Raw genomic sequence first — 23,320 nt, forward strand, 5'->3', positions numbered from 1 at the left:
ATGCGTGGGTCGCACAGGGAGGATTCGCGCCGCATGACTTTCAAATATTCCGCCAAGGGGGCCACCGCCTCGGCTACCGCGATTGCTGTGGCGTTTTTCGGGGCGGGCGTCGCCTTCGCATCGCCCGGCCCGTCGAGCCCGAGCAACCCGGGCACCGACCCGGCTCAGCCGACGCAGACGCAGCAGGCCAGCAAGAACAACGAGTCGGCCACGACGCCGTCGAGTGACCTCGGTACGGCCAGCAGCAAGACCGTCTCCAACTCGACCTCGAGCTCGACCGCCGGCCACACCGGCAAGACGGCCCGCAACAACGACAACGGCCTCGAGTGGGGTGACGACTGGAGCCTGGGTGGCTTCCCGCCGATCAACCTGTCGAGCATGCAGCCGCCGGAGGCCACCGTCGCCGTGCCGCTGTCCCTCGGCCTGCCCGGCCTGAGCCTGCCCAGCCTGGTGCTCGACGCCGGTCTCGGCGGTCTGGTGACGGCACTGGGCGGCCTCGCACTCGGCCAGATCACCAGCCTCTCCGCCGTGCCTGCGACCGCGACGCTGGGCGCCCCGGTCGCCGCTGCCGCAGCTCCGGCTGCGACTGCCGCCACCTTCGGCACCCTGTCCACCGTCGGCGACATCGCGAAGGTCTCTTCCGCGGCCGCCGCCCCGGCCATCGCTGCTCCGGCTCTCGCGGCACCGGCTGCGGCTGCCGCGCCGAGCCTCGGCGGCCTGCCGGCCATCGGTGCACCGGCGATCGGTTCGCTCAGCGCGCTGGCCGCGCCGAAGCTGCCGGGCATCGGCCTGCCGAAGATGCCGTCTGCCGGCCTGCCGGAGCTGCCGGACTTCACCAAGCTGGGCGCCCCCAAGCTGCCCAAGCCCGAAGACCTGCCGCACCCGGAGGTCGGTCTGCCGAAGGCCCCCAAGATCGGCCTGCCGGACATGTCGGACATCCCGCACCCGCAGATCGGCTTCCCGCCGCACCCGCGGATCTTCCCGAAGATCGGCCTGCCGAAGGTCAGCCTTCCGTGGTTCTGACCCGCTGAAAGAGGCGGGGCAACCGCCCCGCCTCGACAATTGAAAAGATGTGAAGAACTGGTGGTCAGCCCTGGGCTGACCACCAGTTCTTGTGTAGGCGCTCGCATCCGGCGGCCAGCAGGCCGTCGTACTCCGCGCGCACCTGGACCGCCCCGGGGAAGTCGTGGCCGGCCGAGTAGCCGGTGGTGACCACCAGCGTCGCCAGCTTGGCGGCACGTGCCGCGCGGAAACCGCGGACACCGCCCGCCACCGCCAGCGCACTCTCCGGTCCCAGACCCAACTCCCACAGCGCGTGGCCGTGCAGATCCGGTTCCCGGGTCGGACGCGGCAGATCATCGGGCGTCACGATGGTCTCGGCGATGCCGTCGCCCAGCAGCTGACGGACCAGCGGCTCCACCCAGGACCGGCTCCCGGTGCTGACGACGGCCACCGCCACCCCGGCGCCGAACAAGCCGGCCGCCAGGTCGGCGAGGCCGTCGCGCGGGCTGACGTCACCGTCGAGGACAGACGTCTCGAAAAGGTCGGTCTTGGTGCGGTACACGTGGGCGGCGATCTCGTTGCTGACCCGTCCGTACCCACGTCGGCGCAGCGCCGAGGCGACGCGGCGCTGTTCGTCGGCGATGCGGACCAGCCGGCCATATTCGGCCACCGACCAGGAGATATCCAGCCCGTGCTCGGCGAAGGCGGCGTTGAACGCCACGCGGTGTGCGTCGCGCTCGACGTCGGCCAGCGCACCGTCCAGGTCGAAGATCACCGCGCGCAGCGGGTCGATCACGGCATGGGCCGGGCGTGCCACATCCCACCAGAACGTGCGCTCCACACAACTCACCGACATGAGTACAAGGGTGTCCCACGTCACATGTGCGGGGCCTCCCCCCAACGGGGGATTGGACGGGCGAGATTCGGGATGAACATTCCCGATGGTCCACAGCCGGTCCTCCCGACCAGCGCGGAATCGCCGCTCTAAGGTGATGCCATGAGCACCAGCGAGAAGCCGAAGGCGGATCGCGCATGACCGCCGAGCCCGAAGCCGGCGCCGCTGCGCCGGTACGGCTGATCCTGGTCGACGACCACGAAATGGTCATCGAGGGACTCAAGGCCATGCTGGCCGCGTTCAGCGACCGGGTGCGGGTGGTCGGCCAGGCCGTCGGGGCCGAACGCGCCGCCGCGGTGGTCGACGAGCTGCAGCCCGACATCGTTCTGTGCGACGTGCGGATGCAGGGCGCCAGCGGCCTGGACCTGTGCCGTGAACTGCGCGAACGTGCCCCGGACCGCAAGGTGGTCATGCTGTCGGTGTACGACGACGAGCAGTACCTGTACCAGGCGCTGCGGGTCGGGGCGGCGGGCTATCTGCTCAAGAGCATCAGCAGCGACGACCTGGTCCGTCAGCTCGAGTTGGTGCACGGCGGGGCGACGGCCATCGACCCGAGTATGGCCGCCCGGGCCGCCGATACCGCCGCCCGCATGCAGCGCGACGAGTTCTGGCCCGGCGCCCGGCAGGGCCTGACGCAGCGCGAGAGCGAAATCCTGTCGTTCGTCGTCGACGGACTGTCCAACCGCGGTATCGCGACCCGGCTGGTGATCGGCGAGGAGACCGTCAAGAGTCACCTACGGTCCATCTACCGCAAGCTCGACGTCAGTGACCGGGCCGGCGCCGTGGCCACCGCGCTGCGGGAGGGCATCTACCGATGACGCCGCGCAATGAGGTGCTGACCGCCGACCGCGAGCTGGCCCTGCTGCGCGAGCTGATTCAGGCCGCCTCGAGCGGACCCGGCGTCGAGCCGCTGGCCGCGGCGGCCGCCCGGATGATCACCGCGGCCACCGGCACCGACGTCTGCTTCGTCCACGTGCTCGACGACACCGAACGCTCGCTGACATTGACGGGCGCCACCCCGCCGTTCGACCAGGAGGTCGGCAAAATCCGGCTGCCGCTGGGCGAGGGCGTCTCCGGGTGGGTGGCCAGCAATCGCGAGCCCGTCGTGATCCGCCACGACAAGGAATCCGATCCGCGCTACCGGCCGTTCGAATCGCTGCGCGGCAGTGACTTCGCGTCCATGGTGTCGGTGCCGATGGAGACCGACCCGGGCGGACTGGTCGGCGTGCTCAACGTGCACACCGTCGAGCGCCGGGAATTCACCGCCCGCGACGTGGAGCTGCTGCTGGTCATCGGCCGGCTCATCGCCGGGGCCATGCACCAGGCCCGGTTGCACCGCCAGCTCGTCGCCCGCGAACGTGCCCATGAGAACTTCGTCGAGCAGGTCATCGAGGCCCAGGAGATCGAGCGCCGCCGGCTGGCCGGCGATATCCACGACGGTATCTCGCAGCGGCTGGTGACGCTGTCGTACCGGCTCGACGCGGCGAGCCGGGCGGTCGGGACCGACACCGCCGTCGCGGCCGAGCAGCTGACGCTGGCCCGGGAGCTGGTGGACCTGACGCTCGGCGAGGCCCGCGCCGCCATCGGGAACCTGCGCCCGCCGGTCCTCGACGATCTGGGGCTGGCCGGCGGGCTGGCCAGCCTCGCGCGCTCCATCGGTCAGCTCGACGTCGACGTGGAGCTGACCGACGTCCGCTTGCCCGACCACATCGAGCTGGCGCTGTACCGCATCGCGCAGGAGTGCCTGCAGAACGTCGTGAAGCACGCCCACGCCAGCAATGCGCTGCTGAAGTTCACGGCCGACGCGGAGCACGCCCGGCTCGAGATCATCGACAACGGCATCGGTTTCGACACGTTCGAGCGCCCGCTGGGCGCCGACGAGACGGGTGGCTACGGGTTGTTGTCGATGGCCGAGCGCGCCGAGATCGTCGGCGGCCGGCTGAATATCCGGTCCCGGCCCGGCTCGGGCACCATCGTCACCGCCACCATCCCGCTGCCATCGACGACTTGATGACAACGGCCTGACGTTGCTAGAAATCATCCGTCATGTATCTCGCGGCTGATTTGGCAAATTTTGACAATGCCCGAGGAATACCGAACCATCGTGGTTGACATGGGAGTGTAGGTGCGCACAGGCAACACAAATGCGGTCATCGGTGCTGCTGCAGTCATCTTCGCTGCATTCGCCTATCTGGTGATCTTCGGTGACCATGGCACGTTGGCGGCACGTCTCACCAACGACATCGGGCTGACGGTCTTCAGCAGCCTTGCCTGCCTCGCCGCGGTGGCCGCCTACCGGGCCAACCGAGGCCGGCGACAGCGCGCCTGGCTGGCACTCGCGATCGGGATGGCGGGCTGGGTCGCCGGCAACCTGATCCTGCTCTATCACCACGCCGTGCTCGGTTCGCCGCCCGCGTTTCCGTCGGTGGCCGATGCCGCGTTCCTGCTGCTGCCCTGCTCTGTGGTGGTCGCGTCCGCCGGGAAGGTTCGGCCCGACCGCATGTCGGCACTGCGCCCCGTGCTGGACGGCGTCATCATCGCCTCCGCGCTGTTCCTCGTGTGCTGGGTGCTGATCCTGGAGGAGCTGTTCGCATCCACGCATTCCAGCTGGCTGGCGACCGCGGTGTCGGTCGCGTTCCCGATCTCGGACGTCGTCATGATCACGCTGGCGGTGTTGACGGTCAGTTCGACGGTACCGGGCAAACGCCAGGCCATCGTCCTGGTGTGCACGGGGCTGATCATCGTCGCAGTGGCCGATAGCATCTGGATATACGTTCTGGCCCAATCGAATTCGACCAGTCCGGTGGCTGTCGTCGGCTGGGCCGCGGGCTTGGTGTTGTTCAGTGCCGGCGGGCTGATCGATGCGCGCAAACCGCCGTCGGCGACGGGGCGGAAACGGCAGGCCCTGGCCGATCCATTGCTCTGGCTCCCCTATTCGCCGATGGTGGCCGCAGTGGTCGTCGGGCTCATCGACCTCTGGCCGGTGACCAACGACAAGCCGGTACTGATCGCCGCGTCGGTACTCGTGATGACGGCACTGGTCCGGCAGCTGATCGTGCTGATCCAGAATCGGCGGCTGTTGTTCGACCTCGCCGACCAGACCCGGCGCGATCCGTTGACGGGGCTGGGCAACCGGCTGATGTTCAACGACCACCTCGATGCGGCCATCCGGTCACGTGGAGACGACCGGGTTCCCATCGCCGTGCTCGCACTCGACCTCGACGACTTCAAGATGGTGAACGACAACCTCGGGCACCCGAGCGGCGACGAGCTGTTGATCGACGTCGCGAGTCGGCTCAAGAACACGGTGCCGGCCGAGCACACCGTGGCCCGGCTCGGCGGCGACGAATTCGCCGTTCTCATCCGGTCGGCACCGAATGCGGCAACCACCATCGCCGAGCGGATCATCGAGGCCTTCGACGCACCGTTCTCGCTCGACAGCGAGAAGGTCTTCATCCACCCGAGTGTCGGGTTGGCGATCACCCCCGCCGACGAACCAGACGTCACCGCTGACGATCTGATGCAGCAGGCCGACATCGCGCTGTACGCCGCCAAGCGGACCGGCATCGGCGGCGTACAGACCTTCTCCGCGGACATGCGCCAGGTCTCGCGGCTGGACCTGCCGCAGCGGTGGAGCGACAGCGGTCGGATCCAGCCGCCCGCCCAAGCCGGTGTGCAACTGCTCGGGCAACTGCGCCGTGCCATCGGCGACTCCGAGTTGAAGTTGGTGTATCAGCCCAAAGTGCTGCTGGCCACCGGCGAAATCGTCGGTGTGGAGGCGTTGCTCCGCTGGCCCCATCCCGAGCTCGGCCTGCTGACCCCGTCCGAGTTTCTGCCGTTGATCCGGCGTAACGGCCTGATCGGCTCGGTTACCGACACGGTGCTCAAGCAAGCGGTCCTGGACGCCTCGACCTGGTTCGGGACGGGATATCGCAATGTGCCGGTCGCCATCAACCTCTTCGCGCAGTCGCTGACCGACGTCGATCTGGCCGATCGCATAGGGACCATCCTCGCCGAGCACTCACTGCCACCGAGCGCCCTCACCGTGGAGATCACCGAGCAGATGCTGCTGTCGAACATGAGCCGGACGGAGGTGGTCATCGATCGGCTCCGGAAGTCGGGTCTGCGGGTGTCGATCGACGACTTCGGGTCCGGCTACTCGACCACGAGTTACCTGCGCGACCTGCCGGTCGATGAACTCAAACTCGACCGCGAGTTCGTGCTGCCGATGACGCACAATCCCCGCGCCGCCGCCATCGTTCGATCGGTGATCAACCTGACCCACGCCCTGAACATCGCGAGCGTCGCCGAAGGAGTCGAAGACGCCGCGACCGCCGAGCAGCTCTCGGCGTACGGGTGCGATATCGGCCAGGGCTACTACTTCGCCAAACCGATGTTCGCCGAATCGCTGCGGCCCCTGATCGAATCGCGGAATCCGCTGCGGCGCTGAGCCGGTCAGAAGTCGCCGGCGGTGCGGCGCAGGGTCTCGATCGCATCGACCAGCGCCGCGGACTGTTCGTCGGACATCCCGACGTCAGCGAACACCTCCTTGTTGAGGGTCACCGTGGCGTCCTCGACCGTCGAGCGGCCCACCTCGGTCAACCGCACCAGGGTGGTCCGCCCGTCGGTGGGGTGCGGCACCCGCTCGACGAGACCATCGGCCTCGAGCCGCCGGATGGCATGGGTGACGCTCGTGACGTGCACCTGCAGCCGGTCGGACGCCTTGGTGATCGGCAGCGCGCCACTACCGCTGAACGCCAGCAGCCGCAGCAATTCGTAGCGGGAAAAGCTCAGGTCATAGGGCCGCAGCGCAGTCTCCACGCGCGCCAGCAGAATCTGGTGGGCCCGCATCACCGACGTCACCGCGACCATGCCGTCGGCGACGTCGCCCCAGCCGGCCCGCTCCCAGTTGGCCCGGGCCCGGGCGATGGGGTCACTGCTCACCGCTCATTCATACCGCACCGGACCCCTCGGCCGATGCAGTCAGGCCCCGACGCCCGTCCCGTCCACCGCCTTACGGATGGCCGCCAGCACCGCGCGCGACGACCTGCGGTCCCCGACGGTGATCCGGACGCCGCCGTCGGCGTAGCTGCGCACCCGCGGGCCGTCGTCGCCGAACTCCCAGGCCCGCGCCCCGCTCGGCAGATAGACGAAGTTGGCGTGACTGTCGGTGCAGTACACGCCCATCGAGCGCAGCCGTGCCCGCAGAAACGCCCCTTCCGAGGCGATCATCCGGATACGTTGCCGCAGTTGATCTTCCGCATCGTAGGACGCGGCGACGGCCACCAGGCCGGTGATCCCGATCCCGAACGGCAGCTGCATACCCCACAGGTCGCGGGCGAGCGACGGCGCACACACGCCGTAGCCGATGCGCAGGCCGGCCAGTCCGTAGGCCTTCGAAAAGGTGCGCACCACAACCAGATTGGGATACCGCACCACGAGCGACGGGATGTCCAGGCACAGCTCGGGGGCCAGGAATTCGACGTACGCCTCGTCCAGCAGGACGACGGTGCCCGACGGCACCCGGTCCAGGAACCGGTACAGGTCGGCGGCCGACTCGACCGTCCCGGTCGGGTTGTGCGGACGGCAGATCACCACCACGCGGGCCCGCGCCGCGGCCGCCGCCATGGCGTCGAGGTCATGGTGACCGTGCCGGTCCAGCGGCACGGTCACCGACCGCAGTCGCGCCATCTGCGCGAAGATCGGGTAGCCGTCGAAGGTCGGTGACGCCGTCACCAGCACATCGCCGGGGTGCGTGACGGCCTGCAGCACCTGCAGGATGACGCCCGTGGCGCCCGCACCGACGAGCACCTGGTCATCGGCGACGCCGACGTGTCCGGCGATCAGCGACCGCAGCCGCTGCGGCAGGAACTCCGGATACCGGTTCACCACACCGATCGACGCGGTGAGCGCGGCCCGCACCGCAGGCAGTGGCGGGAACGGATTCTCGTTGAGCGCCAACGCCAGCGGGTCGTCCGCGGCGGGTAGCGAACCGACCGCATCGGCCAACGCGCACGTGGGCGTCATCGCTGTCCGCCCCAGCGCACGGCGGCCGCACCGGCGAAGTCACCGGCGTGCGCGAAGGCCGCCATCATCACGACGTCACCCTCGCCGACCTGTCCGTCGGTGATCGCCCGGTCCAGGTTGACGGGCACGCCGGCGGCGAACAGGTTGCCGCACTCGTCGAACGTGTCGCGGTGCTTCGACTCGGGCAGTTCCAGGGCCTCGCGCCAGTTCCGCAGGAACACGCGGTTCGGCTGATTGGTGACCAGCAGGCCGATGTCCTTGGGCGCCAGCCCGATCCGGTCGCACACCGCGTACGCCACCTCGGGCACCTGACGGTTGCCCCGGGCCAGCACTTTGGTGATCTTGCTCTCGGTGAAGCCGATGCAGCCCTCGCCGGGCCCGGCCTGCCACCATTTGCGCGGCGGGTCGACCGACATCGTCATGTCACCGGCGTATTCGCCGTAGGTGCGGCATTCGACGTCGAGGATCGGCGAAACATCAGAGGCCGCAACGAGTCCCACCGCGGCACCGTCACCGGGTACCGACGCCTGCGCCTTGGGTCGAATGGTGACCTGGTCGAAGACCTGGCCCGCCGCGTTCTGCGCCACCGCCACCAACGCGGTACGCCCCTCCCCGGAGGCGATCAACTGCTTGGCCAGCTTGAGGCCCAGGATGAAGGCCGCGCACCCGCCGTTGTGCAGGTCGATCACCCAGTTCGGCTTCATGCCAAGCCGATTGGCCATACCGCCACCGCCGCCGTAGAACGGCATGTCGGGCAACTGGGTGTGGGTGATCAGGATGTCGACGTCGGCGAGGGCGTCGGAGCCGTGCCGGTCGACGAGGCCCGCCGCCGCCCGCTCGACCATGTCGATGGCCGTCTCGTCGGGTGCCACGTGGTGGCGGAACTTCGGCGCCCGGAACATCAGGTTGTCCCGCAGGTCGTCGGAATCGGCGTACTGCGCGTAGTAGTCGGCGCTGATCGGCTCGCCCGGAAGATAGGTCGAGACGTCAAGAAGGCTGACAGCTGGTTGGCTCATGCGTCGCTCACTTCATCCAGGCCGGGGTGATCGGCAGACCGTTGCGGTGCCGGTATTCGGCAATCGCCTTGAGGTTGTCCAATTCCAGGCGGTGTCCCGCCCCGAACATGTCCCAGAAGTCCCCGACCCACACGGGTCGCTGTGCGGGCGCGGTCTCCGGGTAGGGGTTGTTGTCGTAGAACGGGTGGTGGCAGTTGGTCCACAGCACCACCGAACCCGGCTTGTTGAGCACGACCTGGGCGTCGACGACGCGCATCAGGTAGATCATCCAGAGGTGCCGGCCCTGGTCCCAGGCACAGTGGTAGTCGACGGTCATCGCCTCGCGGTTCGCCACTGTGCGCGTGTAGATTTCGGTCTCCGAGCCCAGCCGGTCGTAGGCCAGCCAGAGGCCCGGTTCCTCGGTCTCGGTGAATCCGCGCAGACTGTAGGTCCACTCCTCGAGGCTGCGGGTGTCCGCCAGGTACTCGAACAGTTCCTCCGGCGGGCAGTCGATGTAGTCGTTGACGGTGCAGTAGCCACCGAAGACGACGTCGTGCGGGTATACCGACCGCATCATCTCCATGATGATGGGCGTGGCCTTTTCCCGCGGCGCGTTCTCGATGCGGGTCACGCCGTCGATGGGTAGGGCGATGTCTTCAAGCGCGGGCAGCGACATGCTGGGAGCTCTCTTTCTGCGTCTGTTGTGTGGCGGTATCGAGAAATGGTGCGAACGTGGGGATTTCGTCGGCGGAGCATTCGACGCTGACGACCGATGGCCCGTGCCGGCTGAGCGCTTCGCTCAGCGCGCCGGCCAGCTGCGGCAGCTCGGTGACGTCCGTCGCGTGCAGGCCGGGGAACATCGCGGCCAGGCCGGCGCCCAGCCGGGCCGGGGTGAAGCGGTTGTAGCTGTAGCGGTCGCCGTAGAACAACTGTTCGCGGGTGACGCACATGGCGTGGGCGTTGTTGTTGAACAACACGAAGGTGATCGGGAGCCGGTACTCCAACGCCGTGTGCAGCTCCATGCCGTGCATGAAGAACGAGCCGTCGCCGGCCACCACCACGGTCCGGTATTGCGGCCCAGCGGTTTTCGCCCGCGCGAAGCACATGCCGATGCCGGCGCCGAAGCTGTATCCCATGCCGCCCATCCCGAGCGCCACCACGAAGCGGCCGGACCGGCGCACCGGCAGCCCGTGCACCGTCGAGGCACCGGTGTTGCCGGCGTCGACGACGATGTCGGCGCCGTCGGGCAGCAGTTCGTCGAGCAGGGCGACGGTGTCGCGGTACCGGATGCCGGGGCCGTCGTGCGGCGGCGGCTGAAGTTCGGTGTGCGGCAGCGGGTCGAGGACCCGTAGCCCGTGGGGCCGGCCGGCTCCGGTCAACGATCGGGTCAGCGCCGTCAGCGATGCCCGCAGGTTGGTCGAATTCACGTGTGTGCTCGGCACATACGGACGTTCCGCGCCGAGCGAGACCGTCTGCACCCCGGCCAGCGCGCTGTCGAGGCCGGCGCGCGCCGTCACCGCCAGGCGCGTCCCGATCACCAGACACACCGCGCTGCGGGAGATCGCGTCGACGACCCGCGGATGGCCCATCACGCCGGTGACGCCCAGCCATGACGACTGCCCCAGCCCGGGTGAGCCGCTGACGTCCTTGCCGTCAGGCACCGTGGCGACCCAGGCCCGCAGCACCGAGCGCAATTCCTCGAGCTCACGGCGGGCGTCGTCGCGGGCCACCTGCTCGCCGGCGATGATCGTGACCGGCCCCAGCGCCCGGCGCAGCACCTCGGCGATGGGACCCGGGTCTGCCAGCAACGAATCCTGCACAGCAGCAACCGGATTGACCACATCGATCATCGCCTCCTGGACGTCCTTCGGCAGCAGCAGTACCGCCGGGCCACCACCGGCCGCCGCGGTCAGCGCCTCCGCCAGCGCCGGCACGATGTCCTCCGGCTCCGTCACGCGACGGCAGTACACCGACACCGCCGAGAACAACGCCACCGCGTCCAGCGATCCGGACCGGCCACTGGTGTCCTGGAAGCTGCCGCGGCCGTCCATGCCGGTCGGCGCCTGCCCCACCAGAGCCAGCACCGGCACTCGGCTGGCCAGTGATTCACCCAGTCCCGCAACAAGATTCAGCGATCCGCCGCCCGACGTCGCGGCCACCACCCCGATCCGGGACACCGCACGGCTGTAGCCGTCGGCCATGGTGGCCGCGGAGAACTCATGCTTGGCCAGGATCGCGGTGACGTTGTCCGCGAGGAACGCCGCGTCGAACAGGTCCTCGATATTGGCCCCGTCGACACCGAAGAAATACTCGACGCCCGACGCCGCAAGTTGCGTGATGATGTGGTCCACCACCCGATGCCTGCTGACCATCTGCCACCTGCTTCCGCTCGTCTAACCACAGACACGAGGCGGATGGGCGAATGGTTCAACGCCGGTGGAAATTTTTAGAGATTGCGCTCCAGCAAAACCTTGCCGCTGTCGGCGGAAACCAGTTGTACCGCAGCAATTTCCGAAACCTGCATCGGCGTGTTACCACTCGGCAACGCGGTGGCACCGGACATGCCGAACCACGTGGCGATCTGGTTACGGCTGCCATCGCGGCCCACCACCACCATACCCAGATTGGTCGGTGGCGCGGCAGGTCCGCTGGACCAGTCGCCGTAGCTGCAGGCCATGTCGATCCGCGTGCCCCAGCCGAAGCTGCTCAGCGCGATGGTGGCGTTGAACGGTGTGGGTGCCACGTGCTCCATGGGCAGCTGCGCGACCTGCTCCTGGCTCTGGCCCCCGCCGAAGAACTCGGGCCGGACGACGGCCACCGCACCGACGGCCAGTACCGCCGCGGCCAGGCCGGCCACCGCCGTCGTCACCCAGCGGGTCCGGCGCCGGCGCCAGCGCACCTTGGCCAGTATCGAGTCGAGCACCTCGGGCCGCAACGGCGGTTCGGGCTGCTCGGCGCCGATCTCCTGCACGTCGGCCAAATCCAGTAGACCCAACAGGGCCGGCATACCGCTGAGCTCACCGACCGCGTCGCGGCACCGGGAGCAGGTCTGTAGGTGCGCTTCGTACTCACGGCGTTCGGCGCTGGACAGCGAACCCAGCACGTACGCGGCGTCCCAGGTTGCGTACCGGTCGCCGTCAAAGGGTCCGAGAGGTTCGACAATGTGCATGCTCACCGGGTAACCCCCATTTCCTGCAGATTCAGGCGCAGCGCCCGGACCGCATAATGCAGCCTCGATTTCACCGTGCCCTCGGCGATCTGAAGCTCCGCCGCGATCTGGGCGACGCTCAACTGCCGGTAGTACGCGCGCTCGATCACGGCGCGATGGTCGACGGAGAGCTGGCTCAGGGCACCCCCGAGCAACATCCGATCCAGGGCGGTATCCACCTCGTTGGTGGCGGCCGGGTCCGTCCGGTCCTCGGCCTCCACGACCTCCGACGACGTGGTTTCGTGCCGGCGCCGAGCACTGCGCTGCTCATCGATGATGAGGTTGCGCGCGACGGTGTAGAGCCAGGCCCGCGGGGACTGGTTGGCGTCGGACACGACGTCGGGGTGGCGCCACGCCCGCAGCAACGTCTCCTGCACCACGTCCTCGGCACGCGCCGAGTCCTGTGTCAGACGCAGGGCATAGCGCCAAAGGGCGCCTGCGTGCTCGTCGTAAAGCACCCGCATCATGGCGGCCTCCGGATCGCTCATGCACCAACCTCCGTCATTGACACGAGATCAGGGGCGATCCGGTTCACCGGATCAGTCGCGTAGCAGCGTCAAGATTCGGGGTCCGTCCTCGGTGACAGCAACGGTGTGTTCCCAGTGTGCGGCACGCGAGCCGTCCTTGGTGACAACTGTCCACTCGTCTTCGAGAATGACCGTCTTCGAGGTACCCAACGTCAGCATCGGCTCGATGGCCAGCACCGAACCGGGCTCGAGGAACGGGCCCCGGCCAGGAGATCCCTCGTTGGGCAGGAACGGGTCCATGTGCATCTCTTGACCGATGCCGTGCCCGCCGTAGCCTGCGACGATGCCGAACTTGCGGTCGTAACGGGCGGACGCCGCGTGGGTCCCCCGCTCGATGGCGTGCGAGACGTCGGTCAGCCGGTTACCGGGGACCATGGCGGCGATGCCGGCCTCCATGGACTCGCGGGTGGCGTCGGACAGCTTCTGGTCGGCGTCGATCAGCGGACCGACACCGAACGTCACGGCCGAGTCGCCGTGCCAGTTGTCCAGAATGGCGCCGCAGTCGATCGAGACCAGGTCACCGCTGACGAGCACCTCGTCGGCAGTCGGAATCCCGTGCACCACGCGGTCGTTGACCGACGCGCAGATGGTCGCCGGGAAGCCGTGATAGCCCAGGAACGACGGGATGCCGCCACCATCGCGGATGACGGACTCGGCGATCTGGTCCAGCTCGAGAGTGGACATCCCGGGCGCGGCGGCGTCACGAACCGCTTTCAGCGCTGCCGCCACCAGCGAACCGGCAGCCGCCATCGCGTCCAGTTCGCCGGGTGTCCGCTGCGGGACGACCTTGCGGCCGCGTCGGGGAAGACCAATCATCGATGACTACTTCAGCCGGATCGGCGGATTCAGCTGCCGAGCGCCTGCAGGGCGCGGGCGAAGACCTCGTCCAGGCTGCCGACGGCGTCGACCGAGACGAGTTCGTCCCGGTAGTAGTCCAGCAGCGGGGCGGTCTCGTCCCGGTACACCTTCATACGGTTGAGGATGACCTCTTCGGTGTCGTCGGCGCGGCCGCGGCTCTTCAACCGGGTCAGCAGCTCGGACTCCGACACGCGGAACTCCAGCACGGCGTCCAGCTTCAGGTTGCGCTTGGCCAGCATCTCCTTGAGCGCGACGGCCTGCTCGACCGAGCGGGGGAAGCCGTCGAGGATGAACCCGTCGGCAGTGTCGTCGGCGTCGAGACGGTCGTCGACCAGCGCGTTGGTCAGCTCGGCCGGGACCAGGTCGCCGGCGTCGAGGTACTTCTTGGCCTCGACACCGAGCGGGGTGCCCTTGCTGATGTTGCTACGAAACAGATCACCCGTGGAGATCTGCGGGATGCCGAACTTCTCGGCCAGCTTCTCGGCCTGAGTGCCCTTACCTGCTCCCGGCGGTCCCAGCAGAACCATTCTCATTTGAGGAACCCTTCGTAGTTGCGCTGCATCAGCTGGCTCTCGATTTGCTTCACCGTGTCCAGACCCACGCCGATCATGATCAGCACGGCCGTGCCACCGAATGGCAGGTTCTGCGCGCTGCTGCCGCCGCTCTGCAGGAACAGATTAGGCAATACCGCGATCAAACCGAGGTAAATCGAGCCCGGCAGGGTGATCCGGCTCAGGACGTACCGCAGGTAGTCCGCCGTCGGCTTGCCCGGCCGGATGCCCGGGATGAAGCCACCGAACTTCTTCATCTCGTCCGCCCGCTCATCGGGGTTGAACGTGATGGACACGTAGAAGTACGTGAAGAAGATGATCAGACCGAAGTAGATCGCGATGTAGACCGGGTCGGCCGGGTTGGTCAGGTACTTGGCGACAGCCTTGGACCACCAGCCGTTGGACGCGTTCGGGTCGCCGGCGGTGACCAGCTGGGTGATCAGGTGCGGGATGTAGATCAGCGACGACGCGAAGATGACGGGGATGACGCCGGCCTGGTTGACCTTCAGGGGCAGGTAGGTCGAGGTACCGCCGTACATCCGGCGGCCCACCATGCGCTTGGCGTACTGCACCGGGATACGGCGCTGGCCCTGCTCGACGAAGACGACACCGACGATGATGATCAGCGTTGCGGCCACGACGGAGGCGAACACGACGCCGCCGCGGCTCTCCAGGATGGACTGGCCTTCGGACGGGATGCGGGCGGCGATGCCGGCGAAGATCATCAGCGACATGCCGTTGCCGATGCCGCGCTCGGTCACGAGCTCGCCCATCCACATGACCAGGGCGGCGCCCGCGGTCATGACCAGCACGATCACGACGAGGGTGAAGATGCTCTGGTCCTGGATGATGTTCAGGGTGCAGCCCTGCAGCAGGTTGCCGCTGGCGGCCATCGCGACGATCGAGGTGCCCTGCAGAACCGCCAGCGCGATCGCGAGATAACGCGTGTACTGCGTCATCTTGGCCTGGCCGGCCTGGCCTTCCTTCTGCAGCTGCTCGAAGCGCGGGATGACCACGACCAGCAGCTGCACGATGATGCTCGCGGTGATGTAGGGCATGACGCCGACCGCCAGCACCGACAGGTGCAGCAGCGCACCGCCGGAGAACAGGTTGATCAGCGAGTAGACCTGCGCAGCGTCACCGCCGCTGACCTGCTCGATGCACTTCTGCACGTTCGGGTAGTTCACCCCGGGGGACGGCAACGCGGCACCGGCCCGATACAGGACGACTACACCCAGCGTGAAGAGGATCTTGCGTCGCAGATCGGCCGTCCGCAGGGACGAGATAAAAGCCGAAAGCACTCTTCCTCCTGCGCAGCCGAGCTCGGGCCGCGGCGTGCTGATGGGGCTGGTCAGGTCCAGCGTTTGGTTAATTCCGTGCGCGACCACAGCAGGTACCCGACCTGCCTGGACGCGCCGTCAAATCAGTCTCCGAGAATAACAGTTGCGGTCCCCGCGACCTGCATCCGCTCGGCGCCGGACCCTTCCTACCCAGCCCGGACACCTCGAAACGTGCCGCCACCCGGCATTTCTGCCGCGTTCAGGAACGGCGCGTACAGTCGCCGACAGGTTGTTACATGAGCTAACTACCGACCCGTTCACCGGGTGACCGACGACAGGAACGACGCGATGGCACGCACTGACAACGACACGTGGGACCTGGCATCGAGCGTAGGAGCGACCGCGACTCTGGTCGCCGCGGCCCGCGCTCTCGCCACCAATTCCGAAGACCCGATCATCGACGACCCGTTCGCCGCTCCCCTGGTCCGCGCCGTCGGGGTCGAGTTCTTCACCAAGCTGGTCGACGGCGCCGCCGATCCCGACCAGTCCAGCGCCGGCTACGGCCCGACCATGGCGCAGCTGACCAACGGCATGGCGGCGCGCACCCGATTCTTCGACGACTTCTTCCGGGACGCCGGCAAGGCCGGTATCCGGCAGGCCGTCATCCTGGCGGCGGGCCTCGACTCGCGCGCCTACCGCCTGGTGTGGCCGGCGGGCACCGTCGTCTACGAGATCGACCAGCCCGACGTCATCGAGTTCAAGTCCAAGACCCTGTCGGATCTGGACGCGGCACCGACCACCGAACGGCGCACGGTGGCGATCGACCTGCGCGAGGACTGGCCGGCCGCACTGCGCGCCGCCGGTCTGGACCCCACCAAGCCCACCGCGTGGATCGCCGAGGGACTGTTCGGCTACCTGCCGCCCGAAGCGCAGGACCGGTTGCTCGACCAGATTTCCGAACTGTCCGCTCCCGGTAGCCGCATGGGCGCCGAAGGCGTGCCGGCCACGCCGGACCTCGACGAGGACGCCGTGCGCGAGCGCATGAAGGCCGCATCGGAGCACTGGCGCGATCAAGGCTTCGATCTCGACTTCAGCGATCTGGTCTACCTCGGCGACCGCGCCGACGTGGACACCTACCTGCAGGGTCACGGCTGGCAGACCACCGCCGTCACCTCCAACGAACTGCTGGTCCGCAACGGCCTGCCGGCCGTCGAGGCCGACCCGAACGGCCAGCCCTCCATGGGCGAGGTCAACTACGTCACCGCAGTGCGCTGATCCTCATCTATCCCTACCGACGGACAGGACCAACCCGATGACCCGCACCGACAGCGACACCTGGGATCTGGCCTCGAGCGTGGGCGCCACCGCCACGATGGTGGCGACCGCCCGCGCCCTGGCGACGAAGGAAGCGGAGCCGCTCATCCGCGATCCGTACGCCGACCCGCTGGTGCGGGCCGTCGGGGTCGAGTTCTTCATCAAGCTGCTCGACGGGCAGATCGATCTCACCGGTGAGGTCGGGACGGCCGCCGCCATGATGACCAACCTGATGGCGGTCCGGACGAAGTTCTTCGACGACTTCTTCACTTCCGCCACCGCTGCCGGCATCCGGCAGGCCGTCATCCTGGCGGCGGGCCTCGACTCGCGCGCCTACCGGCTGGACTGGCCGGCCGGCACCGTCGTCTACGAGATCGACCAGCCCGAGGTGATCGCCGCCAAGACCGGGACCATGGCGCAGATCGGCGCCACACCGACGTGCGAACGCCGCACCGTCGCGATCGACCTGCGCGAGGACTGGCCGGCCGCGCTGCGCGCCACCGGGTTCGACCCTGCGGCGCCGACGGCCTGGATCGCCGAGGGGCTGCTGATCTATCTGCCGCCCGAGGCGCAGGACAAGCTGTTCGACAACATCACCGCGCTGTCGGCGCCCGGCAGTCGCCTGGCCACCGAATTCCACACCGACCACGGCGCCGGCATGCGTGAGCGCGGCGCGGCCATGAGCGAGCGGTGGCGCGGCGCGGGCCTCGACCTCAACCTGACCGACCTCTGGTACCAGGGCGAGCGCACCTCGGTGGTCGAGCACCTCGATGCCAGTGGCTGGAATACCACGGCCCGCCCTCGCCTTGAAGTTTTCGCCGAGTACGGCCGTCCCCTCGCCGAGACCGAAGACACGGCGGCACTGCGTAATTCACTGTCCGTGACGGCCATCAAGAACTAGGAGTTGGACCCACATGACACGAACTGACGGAGATTCCTGGGACCTGGCCTCGAGCGTCGGGGCCACCGCGACCATGGTCGCGGGGCAGCGTGCCATCGCCCACCGCGAGCAGCTGATCGACGACCCGTACGCCGAGCCGCTGGTGCGGGCCGTCGGGCTGGACTTCTTCACCAAGGCGCTCGACGGCGAGATCGACCTGAGCGACGTCAACCCGGCCTTCACCCCGCGACGCGCGGCCGAAGGGATGACGGTCCGCACCCGCTGGTTTGACCAGCTGTTCCTCGACGCGGCCGCCACCGGCGTACGGCAGGCCGTGATCCTGGCCGCCGGTCTGGACGCGCGCGCCTACCGGCTGCCGTGGCCCGAGGGCACCGTCGTCTTCGAGGTGGACCAGCCCGAGGTCATTGAGTTCAAGTCGACGACGCTCGCGAGCCTCGGCGCCGCCCCCACCGCGACCCGGCGCACCGTCGCCGTCGACCTGCGCGACGACTGGATGCAGGCGCTGCGGGACAACGGTTTCGACCCCGAGGCGCCCACCGCGTGGATCGCCGAAGGGCTGCTCATCTACCTGCCACCGGAGGCCCAGGACCGGCTGTTCGACAACATCACCGCACTGTCGGCGCCCGGCAGCTTCGTGGCCACCGAGCAGGTCGGCGATCTGAGCTCCGCGTTCGACGACGAGCGCATGCAGCAGATGCGCGACCGGATGAAGGCCCTCGGTTCGAACATCGAGATGGCCGACCTCATCTACGAGGGCGACCGCAACCACGTCACCGATTACCTGACGAGCCTCGGCTGGGACGTCACCGCGCGGTCGGTCGAAGAGGCACACGCCGACAACGGTTTCCAGTACCCGGACGACGAACTGTCCCGGGCCTGGACCCAGCTGAAATACGTCCGCGCAGTCCTGAACCGGAAGGCTTGACCGCGATGGCCCGGACACACGGAGACAGCTGGGACCTGGCCTCGAGCGTGGGCGCGACGGCCACGCTGGTCGCGACGGGGCGGGCGATCGCCAGCACCCACGAACACGGTTTGATCGACGATCCGTTCGCGGCGCCGCTGGTGCGTGCCGTCGGGATCGAGGCGTTCACCAAGATGGTCGACGGCGAACTGGACCTGGCCGTCCTCGACGCCGTCGCCCCGGATGCGGCGGCGCGGGCGCGCGCCAACATCGACGAAATGGCCGTGCGCACAAGGTTTTTCGACGACTACTTCATGGCCGCCGTAGGCGGCGATTCGGCGGGGGTCGCCGCGTCCTCGGAAATCCGGCAGGCGGTGATCCTGGCCTCCGGGCTGGACGCGCGCGCCTACCGGCTGGCGTGGCCCGAGGGCACGGTGGTCTACGAGATCGACCAGCCCGAGGTCATCGAGTTCAAGACCCGGACCCTGGCCGGCCTCGGCGCCGAGCCGACGGCCGAACGCCGGACCGTCCCCATCGATCTGCGTGAGGATTGGCCGGCGGCGCTGCGGGCGGCGGGCTTCGACCCGAGCCGGCCGACGGCGTGGTTGGCCGAAGGCCTGCTCATCTACCTGCCGCCGGAGGCCCAGGACAAGCTGTTCGACAACATTCACGAGCTCAGTGCCCCCGGCAGCGCCGTGGCCACCGAATTCGTGCCGGGCCTCAAGGCTTTCGACGCCGACAAGGCGCGCGAGGCCGCCGCGGGATTCCAGCAGCTCGGCTTGAACATGGATATGCCGTCGCTGGTCTACCACGGCGAAAGGCACTCGGCCGCAGACTATCTGGCGGCCAAGGGCTGGCAGACGACCGGCATCGGCCGGGTGGATCTGCATGCCCGGCACGGCCTGACGGCAACGGTCCTCGGCGACGACGACCCGATGCGCGAGATCATCTACATCAGCGGCACTCTCGGCTGAGCGGCTAAAAGCGGTAATCCCCCAGCCAGAGGGCGGTGACCCCGGTCATCGACCGCTCGGCCTGGCCGAGGGCACCGACCAGTGACCGGCCGAGCAGCGCCGCGACCGCCTCCGGCAACGATGCCGCGGCCGGCTGCGACGAGGCCTTGGGCCGGACATGATCCAGCAGTGACGAACCCGGGTAGTTGACGACCTTGGCGGTCGCGTCGGGATCGAGCCCGGCCAGCACCTTGGCCCGGCGGACGGCGGTCCGCAGCCCACCGAGTTCGTCGACCAGGCCGCGTTCCAGCGCGTCGGCTCCGGTCCAGATGCGGCCGCGGGCCACCTGCTCGACGGCTTCGACCGGCAGGTTGCGGCCGTCGGCGACGCGCTCCACGAAGTCGGTGTAGAAGAGGTCCGCCTCGGCCACCACGTGCGCGTGCTGCGCTTCGGTGAACGGCTGGTTCGCCGACCAGGCGTCGGCATTCTCGTTGGTACGCACGGCATCCGAGCCGACACCGAGCCGTTCCTTGAGGCCCCTGGTGACGAGCTTGCCCGTCACCACGCCGATGGATCCGGTGATGGTGCCGGCGTTGGCGACGATGTGGTCGGCCGCCATCGACACGTAGTAGCCGCCCGACGCGGCGACCGCGCCCATCGACGCGACGACCGGCTTGCCCGCTTCGCGTAGCCGCGCCACCTCGCGCCAGATGGTCTCCGAACCCGTGACCGCACCTCCCGGACTGTCCACGCGGAGCACAACGGCTGCGACGTCGTCGTCCGCGGCGGCCTCCCGCAGCGCCGCGGCGATGGTGTCGCCGCCGACGCTCGACGGTCCCGGCGGGAAGGCGCTCGGGCCGCCGCGGCCGCTGACGATTGGCCCGGCCATGGTGACGACGGCGATGGTCGGCTTGTGCTTGATGCCTGGCAGCGGCGGCACCTCGGGCAGCGTGTGTCCCGCGGTGGCCTTGGCGTACCGGGACAGGAACAGCCGCGGCGGCGCGTCCTTGCCGTCGGCTTCCGCTGCGCCACCGGTCAATTCGGCAACCCGGGCATACGCCTCGTCGCGGAAACCGATACGGTCGACCAGCTTGGCGGCGACCGCCTCGTCGCGCAGCAGCGGTGCCCGGTCGACGAGCACGTCGAGTTCGTCGGCGTCGACGCCGCGGGATTCGGCGATGGCGGTCAGCACCTGGGCGTGCAGGCTCTCGATGAGCCGGCCGTCGGCCTCGCGGTGCGGCTCGGTGTAGCGGTCCTGCGTGAACATGTTGGCCGCCGACTTGTACTCCCCGCGCGCGACGAACTGCGCCTCGATGCCGGCCTTGTCGAACGCGTCGCGCAGGAACAGCGCGTTGGTCGCGAAACCCACCAGCCCGACGGTGCCCGAGGGCTGCATCCACACTTCCCGGAACGCCGACGCCAGGTAGTAGGACATGGTGCCCGGATAGGTCTCGGCCCAGGCGATCGACGGCTTGACGGCGCTGAACGCGGCGATGGCGTCACGCAGCTCCTGCACGGGACCGGCTGCAGCAGCGGGCAATTGAACCCGGGCGATCAGTCCGGCCACCCGCTTGTCGTCGGCCGCGCGGTGGATGGCTGCCACGGCGTCACGCAGCACGAGAGGCCGCGCGTTGCCCATGACGAAGGCGATCGGGTCGAAGCCGGCGGTCTCGGGCGGCACGGCCTGCAGGTCGAGTTCCAGTACGCAGCCGTTGGGTACGCCGTGGTGACGCGCGGTGTCGACTTTGCGGACAAGGGCACGCAACTCATCGGGGCCGGGAAGACCGGGCAGGCTGGGCCGGAAAGCAAACATGCTCCGAGCGTACCGATTCACCGGCGAGTGCCGAGCAGACGCAAAACTGTCCATTTCGTGCCCGGTTTCGACAGTTTTCCGCGTGCTCGCGGGTGATGATCGACCCCATGGTGCTGAAGGTCTCTGTCTCTCCCGATCTGGTCCACGGCGATGCCGACGATGGCTACGGCAAGGTCGCCGACGCGTTCCGGGCCAACTTCGCGGCCGGCGGCGAGGTCGGCGCCGCGTTGTGCGTCTACCGTGACGGCCGCAAGGTCGTCGACATGTGGGGCGGCTACCGCGACGGGATCAGCCGGGCGCCGTGGCAGGCCGACACCATGGTCAACATGTTCTCGTCGACGAAAGGTGTTGCCGCCCTTGCTGTCGCGCACGCGGTGTCGAAAGGGCTCTTCGACTACGACGAGCGGGTCAGCACGTACTGGCCCGAGTTCGCCGCGCAGGACAAAGGCGACGTCACCGTCCGTCAGCTGCTGGCCCACCAGGCCGGGCTGTGCGTCCTGACCCCCAATCCCCTGCTGTCCGACATCGCCGACCCGGTGCGGCTGTCCGCCATCCTCGCGGCACAGAAACCCGCGTGGAAGCCGGGCACCCGGCACGGCTACCACGCCATCACGATCGGCTGGTACGAGTCCGAGCTGATCCGTCGAACCGACGGCCGTACGCTCGGCCGTTATCTCGCCGAGGAGATCACCGGGCCGTCGGGTCTCGACCTGTACATCGGCCTGCCGGACTCGGTCGACCGCAACCGGATTGCCACGCTGCACCATTGGCAGCGATACGAGTCGCTGCGGCACCTCGACGTCATGCCGGCCGGGTTCCTGATCGGCAGCCTCAACCCGCGCGGGCTGCTGGCCAGGACGGCCGCGATCCCCGCCGACATCGACCCCTACGCCGGCGACTACAACACCGACAAGGTGCGCCGCGTCGAGATTCCGTCGGCCAACGGCACCGGGACGGCCCGCGCCCTGGCCGGCCTCTACGGCGCCGCGGCGACCGGCGGCAGCGAAATAGGTTTCACCCCAGAGACTTTCGATGCGTTGATCGCACCGCCCCACAACCCGTCAGGCGGCACCCGGGACAAGGTGATGCACGCCGAGATCGCCTACGCGCTGGGCTTCTGCAAGCCCATCCCGACGTTCGCCTTCGGCTCCTCCGGAAAGGCATTCGGCACGCCCGGCTTCGGTGGTTCGTTCGGCTTCGCCGACCCCGACACCGGCGTCGGATTCGGCTACGTGATGAACCGGCTCGGCTTCCATCTGGTCAGCGATCCCCGCGAACTCGCGGTGCGCCAGGCCCTCTTCCACGACGTCTTGGGCGCACGGCCGCAGAGCTAGCTGCCGGACCAGGGCCGCCCAAACTGAGCTTGTGTGCCAATTCCGCGACGAACTTGGCACACAAGCTCAGTCTCGGCGGACACAAAAAAGGGAGCCCCGGCCGAAGGCCGAGACTCCCCTTTTGCGAAACAGTTACAGCTCGGTCGCGCTACCACCGGCAGCGGTGATCGCCTCACGGGCGCTACCGCTGAACTTGTTGGCGGTGACGTCGACCTTGACGGCCAGCTTGCCGTCGCCGAGCACCTTGACCAGGGTGTTCTTGCGAACCAGGCCCGCGGCCACCAGCTCGTCCACACCGACGGTGCCGCCCTGCGGGAACGCCTTGGCGAGGTCGCCGACGTTCACCACCGCGTACTCCGTGCGGAAGCGGTTGCGGAAGCCCTTGAGCTTCGGCAGACGCATGTGGATCGGCATCTGGCCACCCTCGAACGTCACGGGGACGTTCTTGCGGGCCTTGGTGCCCTTGGTACCACGACCAGCGGTCTTGCCCTTGGAGCCCTCACCACGACCGACGCGGGTCTTGGCCTTCTTGGACCCCGCGGCCGGCTTGAGGTCGTGCAGCTTGATGACGCTCATTTACGCCTCCTCAACCGTGACGAGGTGGTTGACCACCGCGAGCAGACCACGGGTCTGCGCGTTGTCCTCGCGAACGACGGACTGGCGGATCTTGCGCAATCCCAGCGTCCGCAGGCTCTCGCGCTGCTTCCACCGGGCACCCACGGTGCCACGCACCTGGGTGATCTTCAGTTCAGCCATGA

The 23,320-nt window shown here is 68.4% G+C and carries 23 protein-coding genes; 9 read left to right on the forward strand and 14 right to left on the reverse strand.

Going from position 1 to position 23,320, the window contains the following annotated elements; translation table 11 throughout:
- The first annotated feature begins 33 nt into the window (after positions 1 to 33).
- Positions 34 to 1,023 carry a hypothetical protein gene (locus ACJH7A_RS10430; protein ID WP_406801908.1) on the forward strand — a complete coding sequence of 330 codons (990 nt, stop codon included), beginning with the start codon at positions 34 to 36 and terminating at the stop codon, positions 1,021 to 1,023.
- 64 nt (positions 1,024 to 1,087) lie between these two features.
- On the opposite strand, the gene ACJH7A_RS10435 is transcribed toward ACJH7A_RS10430, so the two are convergent.
- A complete protein-coding gene (locus ACJH7A_RS10435; protein ID WP_406801909.1) occupies positions 1,088 to 1,858 on the reverse strand; it encodes an HAD family hydrolase in 771 nt (256 codons plus the stop codon).
- A 176-nt stretch (positions 1,859 to 2,034) separates the two neighbouring features.
- Here ACJH7A_RS10435 and ACJH7A_RS10440 point away from each other — a divergent pair, with 176 nt between their 5' ends.
- The 3 genes from ACJH7A_RS10440 (at position 2,035) to ACJH7A_RS10450 (ending at position 6,347) form a co-directional block, all read left to right on the forward strand.
- Positions 2,035 to 2,715, forward strand: coding sequence for a response regulator transcription factor (locus ACJH7A_RS10440; protein ID WP_020101448.1), 681 nt, complete (start codon positions 2,035 to 2,037; stop codon positions 2,713 to 2,715).
- Positions 2,712 to 3,908 (forward strand): GAF domain-containing sensor histidine kinase, encoded by a 1,197-nt coding sequence (locus ACJH7A_RS10445; RefSeq protein WP_061001779.1) that lies wholly within the window; start codon positions 2,712 to 2,714, stop codon positions 3,906 to 3,908. Before ACJH7A_RS10440 ends, ACJH7A_RS10445 begins: the two co-directional genes overlap by 4 nt.
- Positions 3,909 to 4,022: 114 nt before the next feature.
- Entirely contained in the window at positions 4,023 to 6,347 is a 2,325-nt protein-coding gene (locus tag ACJH7A_RS10450; protein WP_406801910.1) for a putative bifunctional diguanylate cyclase/phosphodiesterase, read from the forward strand.
- Positions 6,348 to 6,352: 5 nt separating this feature from the next.
- Here ACJH7A_RS10450 and ACJH7A_RS10455 read toward each other — a convergent pair whose 3' ends face one another.
- From ACJH7A_RS10455 to secY, 10 genes are all read right to left on the reverse strand, one after another.
- Positions 6,353 to 6,841: a MarR family winged helix-turn-helix transcriptional regulator gene (locus ACJH7A_RS10455; RefSeq protein WP_020101445.1), complete on the reverse strand. Its 489-nt coding sequence runs from the start codon at positions 6,839 to 6,841 to the stop codon at positions 6,353 to 6,355.
- 39 nt (positions 6,842 to 6,880) lie between these two features.
- Positions 6,881 to 7,924, reverse strand: coding sequence for a histidinol-phosphate transaminase (locus ACJH7A_RS10460; protein ID WP_064858370.1), 1,044 nt, complete (start codon positions 7,922 to 7,924; stop codon positions 6,881 to 6,883).
- Complete coding sequence (locus ACJH7A_RS10465; protein WP_135356891.1) at positions 7,921 to 8,940, reverse strand: 3-oxoacyl-ACP synthase III family protein; 1,020 nt, start codon at positions 8,938 to 8,940, stop codon at positions 7,921 to 7,923. Before ACJH7A_RS10465 ends, ACJH7A_RS10460 begins: the two co-directional genes overlap by 4 nt.
- A gap of 7 nt (positions 8,941 to 8,947) precedes the next feature.
- A complete protein-coding gene (locus tag ACJH7A_RS10470) occupies positions 8,948 to 9,595 on the reverse strand; it encodes a hypothetical protein (protein WP_061001782.1) in 648 nt (215 codons plus the stop codon).
- Entirely contained in the window at positions 9,576 to 11,291 is a 1,716-nt protein-coding gene (locus ACJH7A_RS10475) for a thiamine pyrophosphate-binding protein (RefSeq protein ID WP_135356890.1), read from the reverse strand. The genes ACJH7A_RS10470 and ACJH7A_RS10475 overlap by 20 nt, the downstream gene beginning before the upstream one ends.
- A 74-nt stretch (positions 11,292 to 11,365) precedes the next feature.
- Positions 11,366 to 12,088, reverse strand: coding sequence for a zf-HC2 domain-containing protein (locus ACJH7A_RS10480; protein ID WP_135356903.1), 723 nt, complete (start codon positions 12,086 to 12,088; stop codon positions 11,366 to 11,368).
- 2 nt (positions 12,089 to 12,090) lie between these two features.
- Positions 12,091 to 12,615 (reverse strand): sigma-70 family RNA polymerase sigma factor, encoded by a 525-nt coding sequence (locus ACJH7A_RS10485; RefSeq protein WP_406801911.1) that lies wholly within the window; start codon positions 12,613 to 12,615, stop codon positions 12,091 to 12,093.
- Positions 12,616 to 12,666: 51 nt separating this feature from the next.
- The gene (gene map, locus ACJH7A_RS10490) at positions 12,667 to 13,470 is read right to left on the reverse strand and encodes a type I methionyl aminopeptidase (protein ID WP_406801912.1); all 804 of its coding nucleotides are present in this window, start codon (positions 13,468 to 13,470) and stop codon (positions 12,667 to 12,669) included.
- A gap of 29 nt (positions 13,471 to 13,499) precedes the next feature.
- The gene (locus ACJH7A_RS10495; protein WP_318985765.1) at positions 13,500 to 14,045 is read right to left on the reverse strand and encodes an adenylate kinase; all 546 of its coding nucleotides are present in this window, start codon (positions 14,043 to 14,045) and stop codon (positions 13,500 to 13,502) included.
- Positions 14,042 to 15,364 (reverse strand): preprotein translocase subunit SecY, encoded by a 1,323-nt coding sequence (gene secY / locus ACJH7A_RS10500; protein ID WP_029105216.1) that lies wholly within the window; start codon positions 15,362 to 15,364, stop codon positions 14,042 to 14,044. Before secY ends, ACJH7A_RS10495 begins: the two co-directional genes overlap by 4 nt.
- Positions 15,365 to 15,691: 327 nt before the next feature.
- Here secY and ACJH7A_RS10505 point away from each other — a divergent pair, with 327 nt between their 5' ends.
- The 4 genes from ACJH7A_RS10505 to ACJH7A_RS10520 are packed head-to-tail and all read left to right on the forward strand — an operon-like array spanning position 15,692 to position 19,436.
- Entirely contained in the window at positions 15,692 to 16,618 is a 927-nt protein-coding gene (locus ACJH7A_RS10505; protein WP_029105215.1) for a class I SAM-dependent methyltransferase, read from the forward strand.
- A gap of 37 nt (positions 16,619 to 16,655) precedes the next feature.
- A complete protein-coding gene (locus ACJH7A_RS10510; protein ID WP_406776174.1) occupies positions 16,656 to 17,558 on the forward strand; it encodes a class I SAM-dependent methyltransferase in 903 nt (300 codons plus the stop codon).
- A gap of 13 nt (positions 17,559 to 17,571) precedes the next feature.
- The gene (locus ACJH7A_RS10515; RefSeq protein ID WP_406776173.1) at positions 17,572 to 18,483 is read left to right on the forward strand and encodes a class I SAM-dependent methyltransferase; all 912 of its coding nucleotides are present in this window, start codon (positions 17,572 to 17,574) and stop codon (positions 18,481 to 18,483) included.
- A gap of 5 nt (positions 18,484 to 18,488) precedes the next feature.
- Positions 18,489 to 19,436, forward strand: a complete 948-nt coding sequence (locus ACJH7A_RS10520; RefSeq protein WP_406776172.1) for a class I SAM-dependent methyltransferase — start codon at positions 18,489 to 18,491, stop codon at positions 19,434 to 19,436.
- A gap of 4 nt (positions 19,437 to 19,440) precedes the next feature.
- On the opposite strand, the gene sppA is transcribed toward ACJH7A_RS10520, so the two are convergent.
- Positions 19,441 to 21,228, reverse strand: a complete 1,788-nt coding sequence (sppA, locus tag ACJH7A_RS10525) for a signal peptide peptidase SppA (protein ID WP_406801913.1) — start codon at positions 21,226 to 21,228, stop codon at positions 19,441 to 19,443.
- 107 nt (positions 21,229 to 21,335) lie between these two features.
- Between sppA and ACJH7A_RS10530 the strand changes: the two genes are divergently transcribed.
- A complete protein-coding gene (locus ACJH7A_RS10530) occupies positions 21,336 to 22,562 on the forward strand; it encodes a serine hydrolase domain-containing protein (RefSeq protein WP_406776170.1) in 1,227 nt (408 codons plus the stop codon).
- A gap of 132 nt (positions 22,563 to 22,694) precedes the next feature.
- On the opposite strand, the gene rplO is transcribed toward ACJH7A_RS10530, so the two are convergent.
- Both rplO and rpmD read right to left on the reverse strand, forming a co-directional pair.
- The gene (rplO, locus tag ACJH7A_RS10535; RefSeq protein WP_020101429.1) at positions 22,695 to 23,138 is read right to left on the reverse strand and encodes a 50S ribosomal protein L15; all 444 of its coding nucleotides are present in this window, start codon (positions 23,136 to 23,138) and stop codon (positions 22,695 to 22,697) included.
- The gene (gene rpmD / locus ACJH7A_RS10540; RefSeq protein WP_020101428.1) at positions 23,139 to 23,318 is read right to left on the reverse strand and encodes a 50S ribosomal protein L30; all 180 of its coding nucleotides are present in this window, start codon (positions 23,316 to 23,318) and stop codon (positions 23,139 to 23,141) included. It lies immediately after the preceding gene.
- Positions 23,319 to 23,320: the final 2 nt, after the last annotated feature.

Source organism: Mycobacterium sp. SMC-17, assembly GCF_045310915.1.
GTDB lineage: Bacteria > Actinomycetota > Actinomycetes > Mycobacteriales > Mycobacteriaceae > Mycobacterium.